General features: G+C 67.3%; 21 protein-coding genes. 16 read left to right on the plus strand and 5 right to left on the minus strand.

All coding sequences use genetic code 11. The features are described from left to right. Nucleotides 1-28: 28 nt before the first annotated feature. Together U0R18_RS13070 and U0R18_RS13075 are read right to left on the minus strand one after the other, a co-directional pair. Nucleotides 29-907 carry a type IV toxin-antitoxin system AbiEi family antitoxin gene (locus U0R18_RS13070; protein WP_526368937.1) on the minus strand — a complete coding sequence of 293 codons (879 nt, stop codon included), beginning with the start codon at nucleotides 905-907 and terminating at the stop codon, nucleotides 29-31. Between the two features lie 140 nt (nucleotides 908-1,047). Next, complete coding sequence (locus U0R18_RS13075) at nucleotides 1,048-2,088, minus strand: zinc-dependent alcohol dehydrogenase family protein (protein ID WP_526368939.1); 1,041 nt, start codon at nucleotides 2,086-2,088, stop codon at nucleotides 1,048-1,050. A 173-nt stretch (nucleotides 2,089-2,261) separates the two neighbouring features. On the opposite strand from U0R18_RS13075, the gene U0R18_RS13080 reads away from it, so the two are divergent. Genes U0R18_RS13080 through U0R18_RS13095 form a run of 4 tightly spaced genes read left to right on the plus strand, consistent with a single transcriptional unit; the run spans nucleotide 2,262 to nucleotide 6,681 of the window. After that, complete coding sequence (locus U0R18_RS13080; RefSeq protein ID WP_526368941.1) at nucleotides 2,262-3,305, plus strand: phosphatase PAP2 family protein; 1,044 nt, start codon at nucleotides 2,262-2,264, stop codon at nucleotides 3,303-3,305. A gap of 58 nt (nucleotides 3,306-3,363) precedes the next feature. Beyond that, complete coding sequence (locus U0R18_RS13085) at nucleotides 3,364-4,995, plus strand: acyl-CoA dehydrogenase family protein (RefSeq protein WP_526368943.1); 1,632 nt, start codon at nucleotides 3,364-3,366, stop codon at nucleotides 4,993-4,995. Beyond that, the gene (locus U0R18_RS13090) at nucleotides 4,992-5,930 is read left to right on the plus strand and encodes an enoyl-CoA hydratase/isomerase family protein (protein ID WP_526368945.1); all 939 of its coding nucleotides are present in this window, start codon (nucleotides 4,992-4,994) and stop codon (nucleotides 5,928-5,930) included. Before U0R18_RS13085 ends, U0R18_RS13090 begins: the two co-directional genes overlap by 4 nt. A gap of 31 nt (nucleotides 5,931-5,961) precedes the next feature. Continuing rightward, nucleotides 5,962-6,681: a PaaX domain-containing protein, C- domain protein gene (locus tag U0R18_RS13095; RefSeq protein ID WP_526369515.1), complete on the plus strand. Its 720-nt coding sequence runs from the start codon at nucleotides 5,962-5,964 to the stop codon at nucleotides 6,679-6,681. On the opposite strand, the gene U0R18_RS13100 is transcribed toward U0R18_RS13095, so the two are convergent. Continuing rightward, nucleotides 6,648-7,658 carry a helix-turn-helix transcriptional regulator gene (locus tag U0R18_RS13100; RefSeq protein ID WP_526369518.1) on the minus strand — a complete coding sequence of 337 codons (1,011 nt, stop codon included), beginning with the start codon at nucleotides 7,656-7,658 and terminating at the stop codon, nucleotides 6,648-6,650. The genes U0R18_RS13095 and U0R18_RS13100 overlap by 34 nt on opposite strands. Nucleotides 7,659-7,756: 98 nt before the next feature. Between U0R18_RS13100 and U0R18_RS13105 the strand changes: the two genes are divergently transcribed. Both U0R18_RS13105 and U0R18_RS13110 read left to right on the plus strand, forming a co-directional pair. Next, a complete protein-coding gene (locus U0R18_RS13105; protein ID WP_526368947.1) occupies nucleotides 7,757-9,229 on the plus strand; it encodes a DUF1254 domain-containing protein in 1,473 nt (490 codons plus the stop codon). A gap of 16 nt (nucleotides 9,230-9,245) precedes the next feature. Continuing rightward, entirely contained in the window at nucleotides 9,246-10,025 is a 780-nt protein-coding gene (locus tag U0R18_RS13110; protein ID WP_526368949.1) for a crotonase/enoyl-CoA hydratase family protein, read from the plus strand. Here U0R18_RS13110 and U0R18_RS13115 read toward each other — a convergent pair. Then, on the minus strand, nucleotides 10,012-10,374 hold the full coding sequence (locus U0R18_RS13115) for a DUF3060 domain-containing protein (protein ID WP_526368951.1): 363 nt from the start codon (nucleotides 10,372-10,374) through the stop codon (nucleotides 10,012-10,014). The genes U0R18_RS13110 and U0R18_RS13115 overlap by 14 nt on opposite strands. Next, complete coding sequence (locus tag U0R18_RS13120) at nucleotides 10,374-10,712, minus strand: DUF3060 domain-containing protein (RefSeq protein ID WP_526369520.1); 339 nt, start codon at nucleotides 10,710-10,712, stop codon at nucleotides 10,374-10,376. The genes U0R18_RS13115 and U0R18_RS13120 overlap by 1 nt, the downstream gene beginning before the upstream one ends. Before the next feature lie 180 nt (nucleotides 10,713-10,892). On the opposite strand from U0R18_RS13120, the gene U0R18_RS13125 reads away from it, so the two are divergent. The 10 genes from U0R18_RS13125 to U0R18_RS13170 all read left to right on the plus strand — a co-directional run bounded on the left by U0R18_RS13125 (nucleotide 10,893) and on the right by U0R18_RS13170 (nucleotide 21,556). After that, complete coding sequence (locus U0R18_RS13125; RefSeq protein ID WP_526368953.1) at nucleotides 10,893-11,504, plus strand: TetR/AcrR family transcriptional regulator; 612 nt, start codon at nucleotides 10,893-10,895, stop codon at nucleotides 11,502-11,504. A 306-nt stretch (nucleotides 11,505-11,810) separates the two neighbouring features. Further along, a complete protein-coding gene (gene rpsL / locus U0R18_RS13130; protein WP_526368955.1) occupies nucleotides 11,811-12,185 on the plus strand; it encodes a 30S ribosomal protein S12 in 375 nt (124 codons plus the stop codon). Beyond that, on the plus strand, nucleotides 12,185-12,655 hold the full coding sequence (gene rpsG, locus U0R18_RS13135) for a 30S ribosomal protein S7 (protein WP_526368957.1): 471 nt from the start codon (nucleotides 12,185-12,187) through the stop codon (nucleotides 12,653-12,655). The genes rpsL and rpsG overlap by 1 nt, the downstream gene beginning before the upstream one ends. A 125-nt stretch (nucleotides 12,656-12,780) precedes the next feature. Then, nucleotides 12,781-14,841 carry an elongation factor G gene (fusA, locus tag U0R18_RS13140; RefSeq protein ID WP_526369522.1) on the plus strand — a complete coding sequence of 687 codons (2,061 nt, stop codon included), beginning with the start codon at nucleotides 12,781-12,783 and terminating at the stop codon, nucleotides 14,839-14,841. An 86-nt stretch (nucleotides 14,842-14,927) separates the two neighbouring features. Next, nucleotides 14,928-16,118 carry an elongation factor Tu gene (gene tuf / locus U0R18_RS13145; RefSeq protein ID WP_526368959.1) on the plus strand — a complete coding sequence of 397 codons (1,191 nt, stop codon included), beginning with the start codon at nucleotides 14,928-14,930 and terminating at the stop codon, nucleotides 16,116-16,118. 94 nt (nucleotides 16,119-16,212) lie between these two features. Next, nucleotides 16,213-17,019 carry an SHOCT domain-containing protein gene (locus U0R18_RS13150; protein ID WP_526368961.1) on the plus strand — a complete coding sequence of 269 codons (807 nt, stop codon included), beginning with the start codon at nucleotides 16,213-16,215 and terminating at the stop codon, nucleotides 17,017-17,019. A 100-nt stretch (nucleotides 17,020-17,119) separates the two neighbouring features. After that, entirely contained in the window at nucleotides 17,120-18,613 is a 1,494-nt protein-coding gene (gene nhaC / locus U0R18_RS13155) for a Na+/H+ antiporter NhaC (RefSeq protein ID WP_526368963.1), read from the plus strand. Further along, nucleotides 18,610-20,052, plus strand: a complete 1,443-nt coding sequence (locus U0R18_RS13160; protein WP_526368965.1) for a basic amino acid/polyamine antiporter — start codon at nucleotides 18,610-18,612, stop codon at nucleotides 20,050-20,052. Before nhaC ends, U0R18_RS13160 begins: the two co-directional genes overlap by 4 nt. A gap of 14 nt (nucleotides 20,053-20,066) precedes the next feature. Continuing rightward, entirely contained in the window at nucleotides 20,067-21,311 is a 1,245-nt protein-coding gene (locus tag U0R18_RS13165; RefSeq protein WP_526368967.1) for an arginine deiminase, read from the plus strand. 20 nt (nucleotides 21,312-21,331) lie between these two features. Beyond that, a complete protein-coding gene (locus tag U0R18_RS13170) occupies nucleotides 21,332-21,556 on the plus strand; it encodes a DUF1049 domain-containing protein (protein WP_526368969.1) in 225 nt (74 codons plus the stop codon). The last annotated feature ends 23 nt before the right edge of the window (nucleotides 21,557-21,579 follow it).

Below are 21,579 nucleotides of genomic sequence, written 5' to 3' on the forward strand. Positions count from 1 at the left end.
GGCCTTTACGTCTGCTCGCGCATGGAGATCAGCCCGTCCGGGCGCTGCCGAACAGGTGGAATCTGAGACGGGACAACAGCATTGGCCGACCGCTGAACAGGTCGCCGACCACGATCGGGATGACGATCCAACCGCATTCCTGCAGTCGCGCGACCCGGTGTCTGTCGCGCAGCATCTCCTCGGGGCCGGAATGGAAGGCGATGCTCTCGTATTCGGCGATTACTTTGTACTCCGGCCAGGCGAAGTCCGCCCGCCAGAGCTTCCCGTACCGGTCGATGATTTCGTATTGCAGTTCGGGCACAGGCAGCCCGCCGTCGATCATCACCAATCGGGCTTGGCTTTCCATCGCCGACTCAGCCCGTGGGTCTGCCAGCGACAACAGCTCGCGTACCTGCACGATGCCGCGGCGGCCCCACTGCTCGGTCACGGCGGACTGCAGTGCGGCGTCATCGGCCCGGCCCGTACGCAGCACGGCGTCCAAGGTCGCCAACGCACAACCCCGTCGTTGATTGCGGGCCACCTCGACCGCGGTCCAGGCCGGCGCCGTCAGCAGTTGACCCTCGAAAGGCTGCAAGGGTGCTCCGAATCGTTGGTGTACAACGAGTTTCGACGATGGACGCATTCTGACGCCGGGATCGAGAATGTGCACGCGCTCGGTGTCCGTTGTCGCGAAGCCGTACAGTTCGGCCGCGGTGTGCATGCAGCCCACTATGCGACGGCCCGTCATCAGTTCCAGCCCGGTGAGCCGGGTGCGTAGGTCGGGCTCGGCCGGGGCGTACACGCCCTGCCACACGCGCACGATCCGTCCGGCGTGGACGTGGCGGGTGAGCGTCTTGGGGTTCATGACTGCCAACAAATCGGCCCGGGTGGCCAAACCGTCACGGGTGAACACGGTGTCGAGGTGCATGCGAACACGTTGCGGTAGAGGGTCGTTCGGCGGTATTCGGCAGTGCTGCCGCTGTGGATAACTTCGCCGGTTCCTGCGGCGAGCAGACGCAGACGGCTACTTTCGGGCCTGAAAATGGGGACCTTTGCGTCTGCTCGCGGTTATGAGGTAAGCAGCACCTTCAGCGCCCCGGTCTCACCCGCCCGCTGGAAGACGTCGTAGGCCTCGTCGAACTCGTCGAGGGCGAACCGATGGGTGATCATCGACGAGGTGTCCAGCTGACGGGAGGCCACCAACTCGATCAACGTCGGCGTCGAGTAGGTGTCGACGAGCCCGGTGGTGATGGTCAGGTTCTTGATCCAGATGTCTTCGAGATGCAGCTCGGCCGGCGCGCCGTGGACGCCGATGTTGGCGACGTGGCCGCCGGGACGCACCAGCGCGACCGCCTGTTCGAAGGTCTGCGGGGTGCCCACCGCCTCCATCGTCACATCGGCGCCCAGACCGTCGGTGAGCCCGTCGATCGCCGCGCGGACGTCGTCGCGACGAGGATTGAGCACCACGTCGGCACCGAGCTCCCGCGCCGCATCCAGCCGGGCGTCGGCCAGGTCGATCGCGACGAGGTGGCTGGGCGTGAACAGGCGCGCGGTCAGGATCGCGGCCAGGCCGATCGGCCCCGCGCCGACGATCGCGACGACGTCGCCCGGTCGTACCGTCCCGTTGAGCACGCCCACCTCGTAGGAGGTCGGCAGGATGTCGGCGAGCATCAACATCTGCTCATCGGAGACGCCGTTCGGGATCGGGTGGGTGGAGGTGTCGGCGAACGGCACCCGCACCTGTTCGGCCTGTACCCCGTCGATGAGGTGGCCCAGGATCCAGCCGCCGCCGGCCAGGCACTGTCCGTAGCTGCCCGCCCGGCAGTAGCGACAGCTGCCGCAGGCGCTGATGCACGACACCAGGACCCGGTCGCCGACCGCGACCCGGCGTACGCCGGACCCGACGGCGGTGACCGTCCCGACCGCTTCGTGCCCGAGGATCCGGCCCGGTTGAACCTCGGGGACGTCGCCGTTGAGGATGTGCAGGTCGGTGCCGCAGATGGTGACGGCGTCGACGCTCACCACGGCGTCGGTCGGATCGTGGAGGGCGGCGTCGGGGACGTCCTCCCAGGCGCGCCGATGGGGACCGTGAAAAACCATCGCCTTCATGAGCTGACCCTTCCCGTGGCCGATGACTCGACACTGCGCGCTCCGGGTGCTGCCGACTAGTGCCTTGGGTCATCGGCACGCCGGACTTCGGGCTCCATGGCCATCGCCACGGCGGCGGCCATCTCGGAGCGCCGTTTGCGTCCCGTGCTGCGATGACTAACTACGCTGGCCGGGTGACCGCGACCGAGGAACGACCCGTCGCGGCATCCGAAGGCGACGCGTCGGTGTCGCCTGACCGGCGACTCATCCTCCTGCGCCGAATCGCCGTGGCGACGTGGTTGGTCGTCGTCGGCTACCGGATCGCCGCCACCGGCATCGCGTTCAACCGCGAACTGCTGCTGCTCTACATCTGCACCGGGCTGGTGGCCGCCAGCATCGGCCGCCGACGCGTGCTGTACGTCATCCGCGACTGGCTTCCGTTCGCGCTGGTGCTGGTGGTGTACGACCTGTCCCGTGGCGCCGCCGACCTCATCGGCCGACCGACGCTGTGGCACTGGCAGGCCGACGCCGACCGCTGGATGTTCTTCGGCGTGATGCCGACGGTCTGGCTGCAGGAACGCCTCAAGCAGCCGAACCCGCCGTGGTGGGAGGTGGTCATCAGCACCACCTACATGTCGTTCTTCATCGTGCCGTACGTGATCGCCGGCGTGCTGTGGTTGCGCAACCGCGAGGAGTGGCGGAAGTTCGCCCAGCTGTTCGTGATCCTGTCCTTCACCGCGCTGGTGATCTACGCGCTGGTGCCGGCGGCGCCGCCGTGGGCCGCGGCACGCTGTACGGCGGCCGATGTCGTGACTGGCCCGGCGGGGCCGAGTTGCATGTTCCGTTCGGCCCGGGAGGTACCCGACGGCGGCATCCTCGGGGCGATGTCCGCCACCCAGCCCGGCGCGCACGACTGGGTCGAGCGGATCTCCACCCGCGGCTGGGGGGTGTTGAGGTTGGACACCGCGCGGGCGCTCCTCGACGAGGGCCAGGCCAGTGTGAACCTGGTCGCGGCGATCCCGTCGCTGCACGCCGGGCTGAGCCTGGCGATCGCGCTGTTCCTGTGGAACCGGATCGGCCGTCGCTGGCGACCGGTGCTGGTGGCCTACGTGCTGACGATGGCGTTCACCCTGGTGTACTCGGCCGAGCACTACGTGATCGACATCCTGTTGGGCTGGACGCTCGCGGTGGCGGTGACGTGGTTGTTGAGCGCCTTGCGGCGCAGCCGGTCTCGGTGACGGTCCAGACTCATTACACTTCTTGAACAACCGTCCATCAGATGTAACACTGGACGGCATGCCGGACACCCACGTCGTCACCAATCAGGCCCCCCCGTTCCTCGGTCACAACCCGGCGGCCGCGCCGGTGCTGGTCGAGGCCCTCATTCGCGAGGGCGGTGAGTGGGGCCTGCCCGAGGTCACCGAACTCGGCGCGCTCTCGGGCACCGCGCAGGCGCAGCGCTGGGGCGAGCTGGCCGACCGTAACGTCCCGATCCTGCACACCCACGACCGCTACGGGCACCGCGTCGACGAGATCGAGTACGACCCCGCATACCACGAGTTGATGACCGTCGCCGTCGGACACGGTCTGCACGCGGCGCCCTGGGCCGACGACCGGCCCGGTGCGCACGTGGTGCGCGCGGCGAAGAATTCGGTGTGGACCGTCGAGCCGGGCCACCTGTGCCCGATCTCGATGACCTACGCCGTGGTGCCCGCGCTGCGGTTCAATCCCGATCTCGCCGCGATCTACGAACCCCTGCTGACCAGCCGGGTGTACGACCCCGAACTCGCGGTGCCGGCCACCAAGGCGGGCATCACGGCGGGCATGTCGATGACCGAGAAGCAGGGCGGCTCCGATGTCCGTGCCGGCACCACCCAGGCCGTGCCCAACGGTGACGGCAGCTACTCGCTGACCGGGCACAAGTGGTTCACCTCGGCCGCGATGAGCGACATCTTCCTGGTGCTCGCGCAGGCGCCGGGCGGATTGAGCTGCTTCCTGCTGCCGCGGGTGCTGCCCGATGGCACCCGCAACCGGATGTTCATCCAACGACTCAAGGACAAGCTCGGCAACCACGCCAACGCGTCCAGCGAGGTCGAGTACGACGGCGCCGTGGCCTGGCTGGTGGGGGAGGAGGGCCGCGGTGTGCCGACCATCATCGAGATGGTCAACCTGACCCGGCTGGACTGCACCCTGGGCAGCGCCACCAGCATGCGCAACGGGCTGTCCCGCGCGGTGCATCACACGCAGTACCGAAAAGCGTTCGGCGCCAAGCTGATCGACCAACCATTGATGCGAAACGTGCTGGCCGACATGGCCGTCGAGGCCGAGGCGGCCACCATGCTCGCCATGCGGATGGCCGGTGCCACCGACCGGGCGGTGCGCGGTGACGACCGGGAGGCACTGTTGCGCCGGATCGGCCTGGCCGCCGGCAAGTACTGGGTGTGCAAGCGGGCCACCGCGCACGCGGCCGAGGCCATGGAATGCTTCGGCGGCAACGGGTACGCCGAGGAGTCGGGAATGCCGCGGCTGTTCCGGGAGGCCCCGCTGATGGGCATCTGGGAGGGTTCCGGCAACGTCAGCGCACTGGATACGTTGCGCGCCATCGCAACCCGGCCCGAATGCGTGGACGTGTTGTTCGACGAACTGGCCGCCCCGGCCGGGCAGGATCCGCGCCTGGCGCTACGACTGGACGCGCTCAAGGTGGCCCTCGGCGACGTGGAGACGCTGGAGTACCGGGCCCGCAAGGTCGCCGAGGACATCAGCCTGGCGCTGCAGGGCGGACTGCTGATCCAGCACGGCGATCCGGCGGTGGCCGAGGCCTTCCTGGCCACTCGCTACGACGGCCGCTGGGGCGGTGCCTATGGCACGCTGCCGACCGGGCTGGACGTCGCGCCCATCCTCGACCGGGCCCTGGCGTCGCACCGATGACGCACGCGATCAGGCCGGTCGACCTCGACAACCTGAAGACCATGACGTACGAGGTCACCGGACGGGTAGCGCGGATCACGTTCAACCGGCCGGACAAGGGCAACGCGATCGTCGCCGACACCCCGCTGGAACTGTCGGCGCTGGTCGAACGGGCCGACCTCGATCCCGCGGTGCACGTCATCCTGGTATCCGGTCGTGGTGCGGGGTTCTGCGCCGGATTCGACCTGTCGGCCTACGCCGACGGGACGTCCTCCCCGGGCGACACCGGCGGCTATCGCGGAACGGTGCTCGACGGAAAGACCCAGGCCCGCAACCATCTTCCCGATCAGCCGTGGGATCCCATGGTCGACTATCAGATGATGAGCCGGTTCGTGCACGGGTTCGCCAGCCTGATGCGCGCCGACAAGCCCACGGTGGTCAAGATCCACGGCTACTGCGTGGCCGGCGGCACCGACATCGCGTTGCACGCCGATCAGATCATCGTCGCCGCCGACGCCAAGATCGGCTACCCGCCGATGCGGGTCTGGGGTGTGCCGGCCGCCGGACTGTGGGCGCATCGGCTGGGTGACCAGCGGGCCAAGCGGCTGCTGTTCACCGGCGACTGCATCAGCGGCGCGCAGGCCGCCGAGTGGGGCCTGGCGGTCGAGGCGGCCGAACCTGCCGACCTCGACGAGCGCACCGAACGACTGGTCGAGCGCATCGCCGCGATGCCGATCAATCAGCTGATCATGGCCAAGCTGGCGTGCAATGCCGCGCTGTCGAACTCGGGGGTGGCCACCAGCCAGATGATCAGCACGGTCTTCGACGGCATCGCACGTCACACGCCCGAGGGTCACGCGTTCGTGGCCGACGCCGGACAACACGGCTTCCGGGAAGCGGTGCTACACCGCGACGGGCCGTTCGGCGACGCCGGCCGTCGCACCTCCGGAGTCTGAGGCGATGACGGCGGTGGCCGGCCCGGGCCGGATGACGGCCCGGTCGGTGGTGTTGTCGGTGTTGCTGGGGGCGCATCCGGCCTGGGCCACCGCGGCCGAATTGATCAGGCTCACCGCTGATTTCGAGATCAAGGAGTCGACGCTGCGGGTCGCGCTCACCCGCATGGTGGCCGGCGGCGACCTGATCCGCTCCGACGACGGCTACCGGCTCTCGGAGCGATTGCTCGAGCGCCAGCGACGCCAGGACGACGCGTTGCGGCCGGCGCTGCGGGACTGGGACGGCTCCTGGCTGACCGCGGTGGTGACCAGTGTGGGCGAGGATGCCAGGACACGGTCTGATCTGCGAAAGCTATTGCAGGACAGCAGATTCGGTGAGCTTCGCGAAGGGGTGTGGCTGCGGCCGGATAACCTGCGGGCCGAACTCGATCCCGGCATCGCCCGGCATGTCCGGCTGCTGCGCAGCACCGACGATGCGCCGGCCGAACTGGCGGCCCAGCTCTGGGATCTGGCCGGCTGGTCGGCCGCGGCCACCGAGTTGATCGCGGCCATGTCCCGGGCACAGGATCCAGCGACCGAATTCACCATCGCGGCGGCGATGGTCCGGCATCTGCGGACGGATCCGGTTCTGCCCCCGGAATTGACGCTGCCGGATTGGCCGGGTTGGCAATTGCGCGCCGAGTACGCACGGTTCGCCGACGCGCTGGCGCAACGCCGCGATCAGCCGCTGGCGGCCAGCAACGTTGCGCGGTAGAGCGTCGGGGTGGTGCCGAACCAGCGCTGGCAGGCGCGCGTGAGCACACTCTGTTCGGCGTAGCCGAGTTGGCGCGTCAGGTGTGCCAGCGTGATGTCGGGGTTTCGCAGGCAGCGCTGGGCGGTGTCGCGGCGCACTCGGTCGAGGATCTCGGCGAAGGTGGTCTGCTCGGTGGAAAGCTTGCGCTGCAGCGCCTTTGGATGCAGGCCCATCTGTGTGGCGACGATGTCGATGGTGGCGGTGCCGGTGGGCAGCAGATGCCGGGTGATGTCGGAGACCGCGCGGGCGGCCGTCTGCGGGCGCTGCTCGACGATGCTGTCGAGGTAGTCCATCGCGGTCTGGTGCATCAGGTGGTCCCGGCGCAGCGGGCGATCCAGTTCGGCCGCCCTGATGCTGAATCCGGCCGCCGGTTCGCCGAACCGGACCGGGCAGCCGAAGTAGTGGCGGTAATCCGCTGCGGGCCCTACCGGGGGATGCGGAATGTGCGCGGCCACGGGCCGGTAGTCCGGGCCGAGCAGGAACTGCAGCACCCGCAGCGTAATGCCGAGTGACAGTTCCACGGTCTGCTCCTGCGGCGGCGCCGGCTCCAGTTCGACCCGATACTCCAAGAACATCAGCGCCGGGTCCGCGTGCGGGTGCAGGCGTACCGAGAGCCCGGGACTGTACGCGGCCATGAACAGATCGAAGATCCGCAACGCGGCGCCCAGGGTCTCGGCGGTCCGGGCCGCCACGCCGAGCGGGCCGAGGATCTCGATGCCCTGACGCAATCCGAGCCGACGGCCGAAATCCATTGTGCCGGTGGCGGTTGCGGCGGCCTCGATGGCGCCGATCCCACCGCGCAGGCCGACGTAGACGTCGCTGCGGCCGGCATCCGCGGCCCGGATACCGTGCGCGGCGAGGAGTTCCTCCGGATCGCCGCCGAGTTCGCGCACCAGCTCGGGGAAGTGCGACAACGCGGTGGCCCGGATCAGCGACATGTCCTCCAAAATCAAGGCTTTGTCCTACGGTGTCAAGACGGTGCCCCATCGGGTGCGCGACGATATCTGGCCGGTTGCGTTTCGACACGAGGAGCACGATGACACCGAGAGCCCGAACCGTCCTGGCCCTGCTGGTGCTGGTGCTGAGCAGCGCCCTGGCGGCCTGCGGCTCCGACAAGCCCGGCCCGGCCGCTTCGTCGGGGACGTCGGATACCTCGACCGCCGCTGGAGCTTCCGAGGCCGACCTGGCCACCGCCGCCGTCGACGCATACACATACGGCTATCCGCTGGTGACCATGGAGTACACCCGCCGGGCGTTCACCAACACCGTTGAGCCGCAGGGCACCCAGGCACCCATGGGTCAGTTCGTCCGACTGCGCGAATACCCCAATGCGCAGTTCCGGGCGGTGACCGCCCCGAACGCCGACACCCTGTACACCCAGGCGTGGTTCGACGTGTCCAAGGAGCCCTACATCCTCAGCGTGCCCGATATGGGTGACCGGTACTTCCTGCTGCCCATGCTCGACGCCTGGACCAACGTGTTCGCCTCGCCGGGCAAGCGCACCACCGGCACCAAGGCGCAGACGTTCGCGATCACCGGTCCCGGCTGGACGGGCACGTTGCCCGAAGGCGTCACGGAGTACAAGTCCCCGACGGCCCTGGTCTGGCTGCTCGGCCGGATCTACTGCACCGGCACGCCCGAGGACTACGCCGCCGTGCACGCGCTGCAGGACAAGATCACCGCGGTGCCGCTGTCGAGTTACGGCAAGCCGTACACGCCGCCGCCGGGCACCGTTGATCCCGCGCTCGACACGAAAACCGCGGTGCGCGAACAGGTCAACGCGCTCGACGGCGCGGCGTTCTTCACCGACCTGGCCAAGCTGCTGAAGGACAACCCGCCGGCCGCCGCGGACGCACCCGTCGTCGCGGAGCTGGCGGCGCTGGGCATCGTGCCCGGCCAGGACTTCGATCCCGGCAAGTCCGATCTGCAGACGGCCAACGCGATCGCCGATGCGCCCAAGGCCGGGCAGGCCAAGATCCAGGCCTGGGCGGTCGACGGCGTAAAGGCCGGCGACATCAACCTCATCAACGGCTGGCTGTTCACCACCAAGACCGGCAACTACGGCACCAACTTCCTGCAGCGGGCCTACATCACCTGGATCGGGCTGGGCGCCAACCTGCCCGAGGATGCGGTGTACCCCACCTCCGAGGGCCCCGCCCGGGGGCAGAAGTACAGCGGCGCGAACAAGTACGTCATGCACTTCAACAAGGGTGAGCTCCCGCCGGTGCAGGGCTTCTGGTCGCTGACCATGTACGACGCGGACTACTTCTTCGTGGACAACCCGCTCAACCGGTACACGCTGAGCCAGCGCAACCAGTTGAAGGAGAACGCCGACGGCTCGGTCGACCTGTACCTGCAGGCCGAGAACCCCGGGCCCGACAAGGAATCCAACTGGCTGCCCGCACCCACGGACGACTTCGTGCTGATGCTGCGGCTGTACTGGCCCAACAGCACGCCGCCATCGATCATCGACGGAACCTGGAAGCCGCCCGCCGTCACGCAGCAGTGATGGCACACTCGACACCGTGAGCGGCGGAGTGCGGGTCGAGCGCAGCGGTGCGGTGGTCACGGTGGTGATGAACCGGCCGCAGGCCCGCAACGCGGTCAATGCCCCGGCCGCCGCCGAGCTGGTCGACGCGTTCACCGACTTCGATGCCGACGACAGCGCGGCGGTCGCCGTTCTCTGGGGTGACGGCGGAACATTCTGCGCCGGAGCCGATCTCAAGGCGTTCGGCACGCCCGAGATGAACAAGCTCCAGCCCGACGGCCCGGGTCCGATGGGGCCGACCCGGATGACGCTGTCCAAACCGGTGATCGCCGCCGTCAGCGGCCACGCCGTGGCCGGTGGCCTGGAGCTGGCCCTGTGGTGCGATCTGCGCGTCGCCGAGGAGGACGCCGTGTTCGGGGTGTTCTGCCGGCGCTGGGGCGTGCCACTGATCGACGGCGGCACCGTGCGGCTTCCCCGGCTCATCGGGCAGAGCCGCGCGCTGGACCTGATCCTGACCGGTCGGGCCGTCGGCGCCGCCGAGGCACTCGACATCGGCCTGGCCAACCGGGTGGTGCCGACCGGCACGGCCCGCGAGCGGGCCGAGGAACTTGCGGCCGAACTGGCGGAGCTGCCGCAGCAATGCCTGCGCGCTGACCGGCTCTCGGCCCTGCACCAGTGGGGCATGCCGGAGGAGTCGGCGATGGCGGCCGAGTTCACCAGCATCGAGCGGGTGGCGGCCGAATCGATGGCGGGCGCCCAGCGGTTCGCCGGCGGCGCCGGGCGGCACGGCGCCAGCGACCCGCTCAGCCCTTCTTGATGTCGTTGCCGGTGCCCAGGTTGCTGACCGTCGGGTCGCCGGCCTGGTAGATCACGGTGTTGTTGAGTCCGACCACGGACAGGTCCTGCTCGACGGTCTCCAGGGTGATCCTGTTGTCGGCGCCGCCGACGTTCACCGATGTGCACCGGCCGTGGACGGTCAGGGTGTTGTTCGATCCGCCCACGTTGAGCGCCTTGCCGTCGCCGCAGTCGATCTGTGCGGTGGTCCCGTAGGACCCGTAGTTGATGGTGTTGCCCACCTGGACCGATGAACCTGCCGGTCGGTCGGATCCGCAGCCGGCTGCGGTGACGGCCATGCCGACCGCCACGATCAGGCCGGCGTGGCGCATCAGGCCGGGATGCGGTTGATGACGTTGGTCATGCCCAGTTCGCGGCCGCGGTCGACGACCACCGGTTCGCCGTTCTTGTACAGCGCGGTCTGGTTGAAGCCGTACACGGTGATGTCGTTGATCACGTTGTCGGCGACGACCGTGTTGCCGGAGCCCTGGATGGTGACCGCCCAGCAGTTGCCCACCGCGGTGATGATGTTGTCGGACCCGTTGACGAACAGCGTCGCGTCGTTGCAGTCGACGGTCTGCGTCAGGCCGACCGACGTGATGTGCGTGTCGCCATTCTTGGCCGCCGCCACCGGGGTTCCGAGCGGCACCGTCACGGCGATGACCGCCAGGGCCGCAACCGCAGTCCGAAGCACATGACCTCCAGGTCCTCGTGGGGTTCGGCGCAAGCCTAACTTTCCCCGCCCGCCCGGGGTGCGCAGTTGCCCCGGTCACTTCGCTGGTCTAATGGTCGGGGAGTTGAACCTCGGGCATACGGTCGGGGGGCCGGAACGGTCCGAAAGGGGTTGGTGATGTCAGCAGAGCCTGAGCCGGAGGCGGAGGCGCGCCCGCGCGGCCGTTCCCCGCGGACGGCCAAGCTCAGCCGCGACATCATCGTCAACGCCGCGCTGAACTTCCTGGACCGCGAGGGCTGGGACGCACTGACCATCAATGCGCTGGCCGCGCATTTGGGCACCAAGGGCCCGTCGCTGTACAACCACGTGCAGAGCCTCGACGACCTGCGCCGGACGGTGCGGATGCGCGTGATCGGCGACATCATCGGCATGCTCAACACCGTCTGCGAGGGCCGGACCCGTGACGATGCGGTGCTGGTGATGGCCAGCGCCTACCGCAGTTACGCCCACCACCACCCGGGCCGGTATTCGGCATTCACCCGGATGCCCTTCGGCGACGACGACCCCGAGTACAGCCTGGCCACCAAGGCGGCCGCCGGGCCCGTCATCGACGTACTGGCGTCCTACGGCCTCGAGGGGGAGAAGGCGTTCTACGCCGCTCTGGAGTTCTGGTCGGCGATGCACGGTTTCGTCCTGCTGGAGATGACCGGCGTGATGGACGACGTCGACACCGACGGGGTCTACGCCGACATGGTGTTGCGGCTGGCGGCCGGGCTGGAGCGCCGGTAGTCGCCTGACCTGCGCGAAGGCGGGCGTCGAGCACTGTTTTGGCGCGTTTTGTCGGGGTGGGCTGGACTGGTATTGTGGTAGCTCGTGCCTGGCCTCGTTGGGCGCACGCGACTGCACCATCAGTGAGCATGCGCGCACGCCGGGCCAATTCGCATGTGCACCTAAACGCATCGAAGCATGTTCGATGAGTTCGGGCGCGTGCGACACGCCCGGCCGCGGGGTAACGCGGCGGGGCGAACGAGCAGTACACAGACCTGAAGCAGTAACCCGAGCAGGGCAATAAGGAAGCAAAGAGGAAGCCGGTACATGCCAACCATCAACCAGCTGGTCCGCAAGGGTCGCCACGATAAGACCGCCAAGGTCAAGACGGCGGCGCTGAAGGGCAGCCCGCAGCGGCGCGGCGTGTGCACCCGCGTGTACACCACCACCCCGAAGAAGCCGAACTCGGCGCTTCGGAAGGTCGCCCGCGTGAAGCTGACCAGCGGGGTCGAGGTCACCGCCTACATCCCCGGTGAGGGCCACAACCTGCAGGAGCACTCGATGGTGCTCGTGCGTGGCGGTCGGGTGAAGGACCTTCCGGGCGTCCGCTACAAGATCATCCGCGGTTCGCTGGACACCCAGGGTGTCAAGAACCGCAAGCAGGCACGGAGCCGTTACGGCGCCAAGAAGGAGAAGAGCTGATGCCGCGCAAGGGGCCGGCGCCCAAGCGCCCTCTGGTCAATGATCCCGTCTACGGGTCGCAGCTGGTCACCCAGCTGGTCAACAAGGTTCTGCTGGACGGGAAGAAATCCCTGGCCGAGCGCATTGTCTACGGTGCGCTCGAGCAGGCCCGCGACAAGACCGGCACCGATCCGGTGATCACCCTCAAGCGCGCTCTCGACAACGTCAAGCCCGCCCTCGAGGTGCGCAGCCGCCGCGTCGGTGGCGCCACCTACCAGGTGCCCGTCGAGGTCCGCGCCGAGCGGTCCACCACGCTGGCACTGCGCTGGCTGGTCAGCTTCTCCCGGGCACGCCGCGAGAAGACGATGGTCGAGCGCCTGGCCAACGAGATCCTGGACGCCAGCAACGGCCTGGGCGCCTCCGTCAAGCGACGTGAGGACACCCACAAGATGGCCGAGGCGAACCGGGCCTTCGCGCACTACCGCTGGTGATCGCCCCCGCCGGATTCCCGGCGGGACAGGCGCCACCAAACGACTGAAGCAACTGAAAGAGTGGGATAACAGCCGTGGCACAAGACGTGCTGACCGACCTGACCAAGGTCCGCAACATCGGCATCATGGCGCACATCGATGCCGGCAAGACCACCACCACCGAGCGCATCCTGTACTACACCGGCATCAGCTACAAGATCGGTGAGGTGCACGACGGTGCCGCCACGATGGACTGGATGGAGCAGGAGCAGGAGCGGGGTATCACCATCACCTCGGCCGCTACCACCTGCTTCTGGAACGGCAACCAGATCAACATCATCGACACCCCCGGCCACGTCGACTTCACCGTCGAGGTGGAGCGGTCGCTGCGGGTGCTCGATGGCGCCGTTGCCGTCTTCGACGGCAAGGAGGGCGTCGAGCCCCAGTCCGAGCAGGTCTGGCGTCAGGCCGACAAGTACGACGTGCCGCGCATCTGCTTCGTCAACAAGATGGACAAGATCGGCGCCGACTTCTACTTCTCCGTCAAGACGATGGAGGACCGTCTCGGTGCCAACGTCATCCCGATCCAGATCCCGATCGGCTCCGAGGGTGACTTCGAGGGCATCGTCGACCTGGTCGAGATGAAGGCCAAGGTCTGGCGCGGCGAGACCAAGCTCGGTGAGACTTACGAGACCCTGGACCTTTCGAGCCTTCCTTCCGAGTACCAGGAGAAGGCCGACGAGTATCGCACCAAGCTGCTCGAGGCCGTCGCCGAGACCGACGAGGCCCTGCTGGAGAAGTACTTCGGCGGCGAGGAACTCTCGATCGACGAGGTCAAGGGCGCGCTGCGCAAGCTGACCATCAGCTCGACCGCCTACCTGGTGCTGTGCGGTTCGGCGTTCAAGAACAAGGGCGTGCAGCCCATGCTCGACGCCGTCATCGACTACCTGCCCTCGCCGCTGGACGTGCCGCCCGCGGTGGGCCACGCGCCGGGCAAGGAGGACGTCGAGGTCATCCGCAAGCCGTCCGTCGACGAGCCGTTCTCGGGCCTGGCCTTCAAGGTCGCCACGCACCCGTTCTTCGGCAAGCTGACCTACGTGCGGGTGTACTCCGGCAAGGTCGACTCCGGTGCCCAGGTCGTCAACGCGACCAAGGGCAAGAAGGAGCGCCTGGGCAAGCTCTTCCAGATGCACTCCAACAAGGAGAATCCGGTCGAGACGGCCAGCGCCGGCCACATCTACGCCGTGATCGGGCTGAAGGACACCACCACCGGTGACACCCTGAGCGACCCGAACGACCAGGTCGTCCTCGAGTCGATGACCTTCCCGGACCCGGTCATCGAGGTGGCCATCGAGCCCAAGACCAAGAGTGACCAGGAGAAGCTGAGCCTGTCGATCCAGAAGCTCGCCGAGGAGGATCCGACCTTCAAGGTGCACCTGGACCAGGAGACCGGCCAGACCGTCATCGGCGGCATGGGCGAGCTGCACCTGGACATCCTGGTGGACCGGATGCGTCGCGAGTTCAAGGTCGAGGCCAACGTCGGCAAGCCGCAGGTCGCCTACAAGGAGACCATCAAGCGCGAGGTCAAGAACGTCGAGTTCACCCACAAGAAGCAGACCGGTGGCTCGGGCCAGTTCGCGAAGGTGATCATCAACCTCGAGCCGTTCGTCGGCGAGGACGGTGCCACCTACGAGTTCGAGAACAAGGTCACCGGTGGCCGTATCCCGCGCGAGTACATCCCGTCGGTGGACGCCGGTGCGCAGGACGCCATGCAGTACGGCGTACTGGCCGGCTACCCGCTGGTGAACGTGAAGGTCACCCTGCTCGACGGCGCCTACCATGACGTCGACTCCTCGGAAATGGCCTTCAAGATCGCCGGTTCGCAGGTCATGAAGAAGGCTGCCGGACAGGCGCAGCCGGTCATCCTCGAACCGATCATGGCCGTCGAGGTCACCACGCCCGAGGACTACATGGGCGACGTGATCGGCGACCTGAACTCCCGCCGTGGTCAGATCCAGGCCATGGAGGAGCGCAGCGGTGCGCGCGTCGTCAAGGCGCAGGTGCCGCTGTCGGAGATGTTCGGCTACGTCGGCGACCTCCGGTCGAAGACCCAGGGCCGGGCCAACTACTCCATGGTGTTCGACTCGTACGCCGAGGTTCCGGCGAACGTGTCGAAGGAGATCATCGCGAAGGCCACCGGGGAATAATCTCCGGTTACCTTGTGCAGCAACACAACTGAAAAAAACAACACCTGCTTTAACCAAAGCACCAACAAGTCCAGGAGGACACAGAAGTGGCGAAGGCGAAGTTCGAGCGGACGAAGCCGCACGTCAACATCGGGACCATCGGTCACGTTGACCACGGCAAGACCACGCTGACTGCAGCAATCACCAAGGTTCTGCACGACAAGTACCCCGATTTGAACGAGTCGCGCGCATTCGACCAGATCGACAATGCGCCCGAGGAGCGTCAGCGCGGTATCACCATCAACATCTCGCATGTTGAGTACCAGACCGACAAGCGGCACTACGCCCACGTGGATGCCCCCGGTCACGCTGACTACATCAAGAACATGATCACCGGTGCCGCCCAGATGGACGGCGCGATCCTGGTGGTCGCCGCCACCGACGGCCCGATGCCGCAGACCCGCGAGCACGTGCTGCTGGCCCGCCAGGTCGGCGTGCCCTACATCCTGGTTGCGCTGAACAAGGCCGACATGGTGGACGACGAGGAGCTCATCGAGCTCGTCGAGATGGAGGTCCGCGAACTGCTGGCCGCCCAGGACTTCGACGAGGACGCCCCGGTCATCAAGGTGTCGGCGCTGAAGGCCCTCGAGGGTGACGCGAAGTGGGTCAAGTCCGTCGAGGATCTGATGGACGCGGTCGACGAGTCGATCCCGGACCCGGTCCGCGAGACCGACAAGCCGTTCCTGATGCCCGTCGAGGACGTCTTCACCATCACCGGCCGCGGCACCGTGGTCACCGGTCGTGTCGAGCGTGGCGTGATCAACGTGAACGAGGAAGTCGAGATCGTCGGCATCCGCCCGACCGTCACCAAGACCACCGTCACCGGTGTCGAGATGTTCCGCAAGCTGCTCGATCAGGGCATGGCGGGCGACAACGTCGGTCTGCTGGTTCGTGGCATCAAGCGTGAGGACGTCGAGCGTGGCCAGGTTGTGGTCAAGCCCGGCACCACCACCCCGCACACCGAGTTCGACGGCAGCGTCTACATCCTGTCCAAGGACGAGGGCGGCCGCCACACGCCGTTCTTCAACAACTACCGTCCGCAGTTCTACTTCCGGACCACGGACGTGACCGGCGTGGTGACCCTGCCCGAGGGCACCGAGATGGTGATGCCCGGTGACAACACCGACATCTCCGTCAAGCTGATCCAGCCCGTCGCCATGGACGAGGGCCTGCGCTTCGCGATCCGCGAGGGCGGCCGTACCGTCGGCGCCGGCCGGGTTACCAAGATCCACAAGTAGTTCCTGCGCGAGCAGACGTAAAGGCCCCCATTTCCTCCGGGAAATGGGGGCCTTTACGTCTGCTCGTCCGGCGTGCGGCATCTACGCTGACACCGTGCTGCTCCGCTACCTCAAGGCCCAGGGGTTCGTGCTGCTGTGCGGCGGCTTGGTGGGGCCGATCTTCCTGGCGGTGTATTTCGCGCTGGGCGCGGATCCGCTGTTGAAGTGGATGTTCTGGTGGGGCCTACTGGTCACCGGGGCCGATGTGCTGATCGCACTGGCAATGGCGAACTACGGTGCCAGGAGCGCTGCGACGTCACAGTTCCTGGAGAGTTCCGGCGTGCTCGCCCTGGCGCGGATCACCAGCATCAACGACACCCCGGTGTTCGTCAACGATCAGCAGATGATCAAGGTGGCATTCCACGTCGAAATGCCGGGCGGCGCCGGGTTCGATTCCGAGCAGACGATGACCTCCAGCCCGGCGCGCATGCAGATCCTCAACGGACGCAAACTTGTCGTGCTCGTCGATCCCGCCACCAACAAGTACCAGATCGATTGGGACAGAAGCGCTCTCGTCAACGGCGCGGTACCCGCACAGTTCACGCTCGACGAGGACGGCAAGACCTACGATCTGTCCGGCCAGGCCGCCCCGCTGATGGACATCATGCGGATACTGAAGGCCAACAACATTCCGGTGCAGGGCACCATCGACATCCGGTCCAATCCCGCGGTGCGCCAGCAGGTCATGCAGATCGTCCGCGCGGCAGGCCGGACTTCGGCGCCCGCCTCGGGACAGCCCTCGAGCGAACCGGCGCGGTCAGTGGCCGACCGCCTGACCGAACTGGACACGCTGCGCGACAGCGGCACGATCACCGACGCGGAATACACCGCCAAGCGCCAGCAGATCATCTCCGAGCTCTGAGCCCGGCGAACGTCCCCGGGTTCGGGGACCGAATTCTCTCGCGGCGCCGGGCCGGCCGCTTGCACAATGGCCTCGAGCGCGGCTCGGGGGAAGGCGGACGATGACCGAGGAGCAAGAACCGGCACCGGACATCAGGCGCCCGTCGATGGCCGATGCGCTGATCCCGCTGGTCGCGTTGACCACCCTGATCGCGGTATCGCTGGCGCTGTTCGGGCTCGACGCCCTCGACGGCCCGATCCAGGTCGGCCTGCTGGTGTGCTGTGCGATCGCGGCACTGATCGGGCTGCGCAACGGCCATCCCTGGTCGGCGGTCCAGGCAGCCGGGCAGGGTGCCCTGACGTCCATCACCAGCGCGATCTTCATCCTGCTGGCCGTCGGCGCGCTGATCGGCACCTGGAACCTGTCGGGCACCATCCCGACCCTGGTCTACTACGGCATGCACGTGCTGTCGCCGGCCGTGTTCTACGTCGCCACGGCGGTCATCTGCGGTGTGGTCGCGCTGTCCATCGGCAGCTCGTGGACCACCGCGGCGACGGTCGGTGTCGGGCTGATCGGCATCGCGGCCGTACTGGGGGTGTCGCCGGCGATCACGGCCGGCGCCGTCATCTCGGGCGCCTATCTCGGGGACAAGACCTCGCCGCTGTCGGAGACGACCATCCTCACCTCGCAGATGGTCGGGGTCGACCTGTACACGCATATCCGTTCGCAGATCTGGACCAGCGTGCCGGCCTTCCTGCTGGCCGCCGTCGGGTTCACCGTCGCCGGTTTCGTCGGGCCCGCGCCCACCCACGACGCGGCCTATCAGGACATCGAGCTGACCAAGCTCGACGCCATCTTCTGGATCACGCCGCTGAACCTGCTGCCGTTGGTGCTGCTGGCGTTCCTGTCGATCCGCAAGGCGCCGGCGTCGCTGGCGCTGCTGGGTTCGGCCATCTTCGCCGGTATCCAGGCCACGATCCTGCAGCGCGACGTGGTCAACGGGTTCATCCACGAGATCGGCGGCCACGCCAACCCGATCGTGGGTTCCATCCAGGCGGTCTGGAAGACGATGGCCAACGGGTTCCAGATGAACTCCGGCATCGCCGACATCGACCGGCTGCTGTCCCGCGGCGGGATGGACAGCATGCTGCTCACCATCTGGCTGATCATCGCCGCCGTCACCTTCGGGGCGCTGCTCGAGCAACTGGGTCTCATCGACCGGCTGATCACGCCGATGATCGAACGGGCCAGGACGCGGGGCCGGCTCTATCTGACGGTGTTCGGGTTCGGCTTCGGGCTCAATGTGGTGGCCGGGGACCAGTACATCGCGCTGGTGCTACCGAGCCGGATGTTCCGCGCCGAGTTCGCCGCGCGTGGTTTGGCTCCGCAGAACCTGTCGCGGCTGGCCGCGGACAGTGCGACCGTGACGTCGCCGCTGGTGCCGTGGAATTCGTGCGGGGCGTTCATGGGGGCGGTGCTGGGCGTGCCGACACTGTCGTACGCGGTGTTCGCGTTCTTCAACTGGATCAGCCCGCTGCTGAGCGTGCTGTACGGTTTCACCGGCTTCAAGATCGTCAAGACGCAACCCGTATCCGACACCGAAGGGGCCACATGACCGATGCCGAAGCGGTGACCCGCGACCAGAAGGTCAGCCTCCCGACGCTGACGGCCATGGTCATCGGGTCGATGATCGGATCCGGTGTCTTCCTGTTGCCCCGTCGGTTCGGCGTCGAGACCGGGGTGGCCGGTGCGCTGATCGCCTGGGCGATCGCCGGTACCGGCATGCTGATGCTGGCCTTCGTGTTCCAGCGGCTGGCCACCCGCAAGCCGGACCTCGATGCCGGCCTGTTCACCTACGCCAAGGCCGGTTTCGGCGACTACATGGGCTTCAACTCCGCGTTCGGCTTCTGGGCGTCGGCGTGCGCGGGCAACACGTCGTACTGGGTGCTGATCATGACGACGCTGGGCGCGCTGTTCCCCGCACTGGGCGCCGGGGACACCGTGCTGGCGGTCGTCCTGTCCTCGGTGGGCGTATGGCTGTTCTTCTACCTGATCCTGCGCGGGGTCAAGGAGGCCGCCTCGATAAACCGGATCGTCACCTTCGCGAAGATCATCCCGATCGTCGTGTTCGTGGTGATTGCGATCGTCGCCTTCAAGGGTGGGGTGTTCACCGACAACTTCTGGGGCGGCGACGGAAACTACTCGTGGAGTTCGCTCTTCGAGCAGGCCAAGGGCACCATGCTGATCACGGTGTTCGTCTTCCTCGGCATCGAGGGTGCCAGCGTGTACTCCCGGTTCGCCCGCAAACGCGAGGACGTCGGGCGTGCGACGGTGATCGGATTCCTCTCGGTGCTGGCCGTGCTGATGCTGGTCACGCTGACGTCCTATGGTGTGCTGCCGCAATCGGAGCTGGCTGCCGTCAGCCAGCCGTCGGTGGCCTCGGTGCTGGAATCCATTGTCGGGCCGTGGGGTTCGGTGTTCATCAAGGCCGGTGCGGTCCTGTCGGTGCTGGGCGCCTACCTGGCCTGGACGCTGATGGCGGCCGAGATGCTCTACATCCCGGCGAAGTCCCAGGACATGCCGAAGTTCCTCACCCGGGAGAACAGACACGGTGCCCCGGTTCCCGCCCTCATCATGGCCGGCGGACTGGTGCAGTTGCTGTTGGTCCTGCTGCTGTTCGCCTCGGACGCACTGGATTTCATGCTCGACCTGACGGCGGCGCTGGCGCTGATCCCGTACCTGCTGGCGGCCGCCTACGCGCTGAAACTGACGCTGACCCGGGAGACCTACGAGGACAGGCGCTCGTTGGTGCCCGACACGATCATCGCCGCGATCGCCACGATCTACACCCTGTTCCTGGTCTGGGCCGCCGGCTGGGACCATCTGCTGTTGTCCTGCATCCTCTACGCGCCGGGCGCCATCCTCTACGTCATCGCCCGGCGGGAACGGAACCTGCGGGTGTTCGCGCCCGCCGAAGCCGTGCTGTTCGGCGTCATCGTGCTCGGCGCCATCGCCGGCATCTACGGGTTGATCAACGGCTCCATCCAGATCTAGACAGAAGGGACAGCATGACCCAGCCATCCGCCGGCTATGGCGTGCATTCGGAAGTCGGTGTGCTGCACAAGGTTCTGGTGTGCTCGCCGGGGCTCGCCCACGAACGCCTGACCCCGTCGAACTGTGACGACCTGTTGTTCGACGACGTCTTGTGGGTGCAGAACGCGCGGCGCGACCATTTCGACTTCATCGACAAGATGCGCGCTCGCGACGTCGAGGTGGTCGAGTTGCACGAGCTGCTGGCCCAGACGATGGCGATTCCCGAGGCCAAGGCCTGGCTGCTGGACCGCAAGATCATCGCCAACGAGGTCGGCCCGGGTCTGGTGGACGACACCCGGTCGTTCCTCGACGAGCAGGCACCGAGCCGGCTGGCCGAATTGCTGATCGGCGGCATGTCCATTCGTGACCTGCCGCCGGGGGTGGCCTCCGGCTACCGGCTGCTGGCCCGGGAGAACGCCGGCCTCACCGAATACCTGATGCCGCCGCTGCCCAACACCCTCTACACCCGCGACACCACGTGCTGGATCTACGGCGGGGTCACGCTGAACCCGTTGTTCTGGCCGGCGCGGCACGACGAGACCCTGCTGATGAAGGCCATCTACGAGTTCCACCCGGACTACGTGGGTTCGACCGTGTGGTGGGGCGATCCCGAAAAGTCTTGGGCCCTGGCGACATTGGAGGGCGGTGACGTACTGGTCCCGGGCAACGGCGTGGTGCTCATCGGGATGAGTGAACGGTCGTCGCGCCAGGCCATCACCCAGGTGGCCGCCGAGTTGTTCCGCACCGGAGCCGCCGAGCAGGTGATCGTGGCGGGCATGCCGAAGCTGCGCGCGGCGATGCACCTGGACACGGTGTTCACCTTCGCCGACCGCGACGTGGTCACCATCTACCCCGAGATCGTCAACACCATCACCCCGTTCACCCTGCGGCCCGGCGACGACGGCGGCGTGGAAGTCACCGAGGAGAGCCGGTCGTTCGTCGACGTCGTCGCCGCCGCGCTCGGTCTGCCCGCCCTGCGGGTCGTCGAGACGGGCGGCACCCACTACGACTCCGAACGTCAGCAGTGGGACAGCGGGAACAACCTCGTCGCCGTCGCGCCCGGCGTGGTGTTCGCCTATGACCGCAACACGCACACCAACGCGTTGCTGCGCAAGGCCGGGGTGGAGGTCATCACCATCGTCGGTGCCGAACTCGGTCGTGGGCGCGGCGGCGGGCACTGCATGACCTGCCCGATCATCCGTGCCCCGATCGACTACTAGACAGCCCAGAGGACACGGCCATGGCTCCTGAGAACTCGCAGAACCGGGGCGCGGTAACGGGTTTCGCGCTCCGCAACTGGCTGGCCCTGGTGCTGGCGGTGCTCGCGGTGGCGTTCATCGCCCAGAACCGGGACCGCGTGCCGGTGCACCTGTTCTGGCTGACGGTGACCTCCCCGATGTGGTTGCTGCTGACGGCGCTGTTCGCCGCCGGCTGGTTGGTCGGGATGCTGTTCAGGCGGCGCTGACCCGATAACCGGTGGCTTCTAGA

This window comes from Mycobacterium sp., from assembly GCF_046330795.1.
GTDB lineage: Bacteria > Actinomycetota > Actinomycetes > Mycobacteriales > Mycobacteriaceae > Mycobacterium.

Coding starts and splice junctions, on each gene's coding strand:
- rpsL (WP_526368955.1), top strand. CDS start 11,811: ATGCCAACCATCAACCAGCTGGTCCGCAAGGGTCGCCACGATAAGACC.
- U0R18_RS13075 (WP_526368939.1), bottom strand. CDS start 2,088: ATGAAGGCGATGGTTTTTCACGGTCCCCATCGGCGCGCCTGGGAGGAC.
- U0R18_RS13095 (WP_526369515.1), top strand. CDS start 5,962: ATGACGGCCCGGTCGGTGGTGTTGTCGGTGTTGCTGGGGGCGCATCCG.
- U0R18_RS13100 (WP_526369518.1), bottom strand. CDS start 7,658: ATGTCGCTGATCCGGGCCACCGCGTTGTCGCACTTCCCCGAGCTGGTG.
- U0R18_RS13165 (WP_526368967.1), top strand. CDS start 20,067: ATGACCCAGCCATCCGCCGGCTATGGCGTGCATTCGGAAGTCGGTGTG.
- U0R18_RS13160 (WP_526368965.1), top strand. CDS start 18,610: ATGACCGATGCCGAAGCGGTGACCCGCGACCAGAAGGTCAGCCTCCCG.
- U0R18_RS13170 (WP_526368969.1), top strand. CDS start 21,332: ATGGCTCCTGAGAACTCGCAGAACCGGGGCGCGGTAACGGGTTTCGCG.
- U0R18_RS13070 (WP_526368937.1), bottom strand. CDS start 907: ATGCACCTCGACACCGTGTTCACCCGTGACGGTTTGGCCACCCGGGCC.
- U0R18_RS13125 (WP_526368953.1), top strand. CDS start 10,893: ATGTCAGCAGAGCCTGAGCCGGAGGCGGAGGCGCGCCCGCGCGGCCGT.
- U0R18_RS13105 (WP_526368947.1), top strand. CDS start 7,757: ATGACACCGAGAGCCCGAACCGTCCTGGCCCTGCTGGTGCTGGTGCTG.
- nhaC (WP_526368963.1), top strand. CDS start 17,120: ATGACCGAGGAGCAAGAACCGGCACCGGACATCAGGCGCCCGTCGATG.
- U0R18_RS13090 (WP_526368945.1), top strand. CDS start 4,992: ATGACGCACGCGATCAGGCCGGTCGACCTCGACAACCTGAAGACCATG.
- rpsG (WP_526368957.1), top strand. CDS start 12,185: ATGCCGCGCAAGGGGCCGGCGCCCAAGCGCCCTCTGGTCAATGATCCC.
- fusA (WP_526369522.1), top strand. CDS start 12,781: ATGGCGCACATCGATGCCGGCAAGACCACCACCACCGAGCGCATCCTG.
- U0R18_RS13085 (WP_526368943.1), top strand. CDS start 3,364: ATGCCGGACACCCACGTCGTCACCAATCAGGCCCCCCCGTTCCTCGGT.
- U0R18_RS13115 (WP_526368951.1), bottom strand. CDS start 10,374: ATGCGCCACGCCGGCCTGATCGTGGCGGTCGGCATGGCCGTCACCGCA.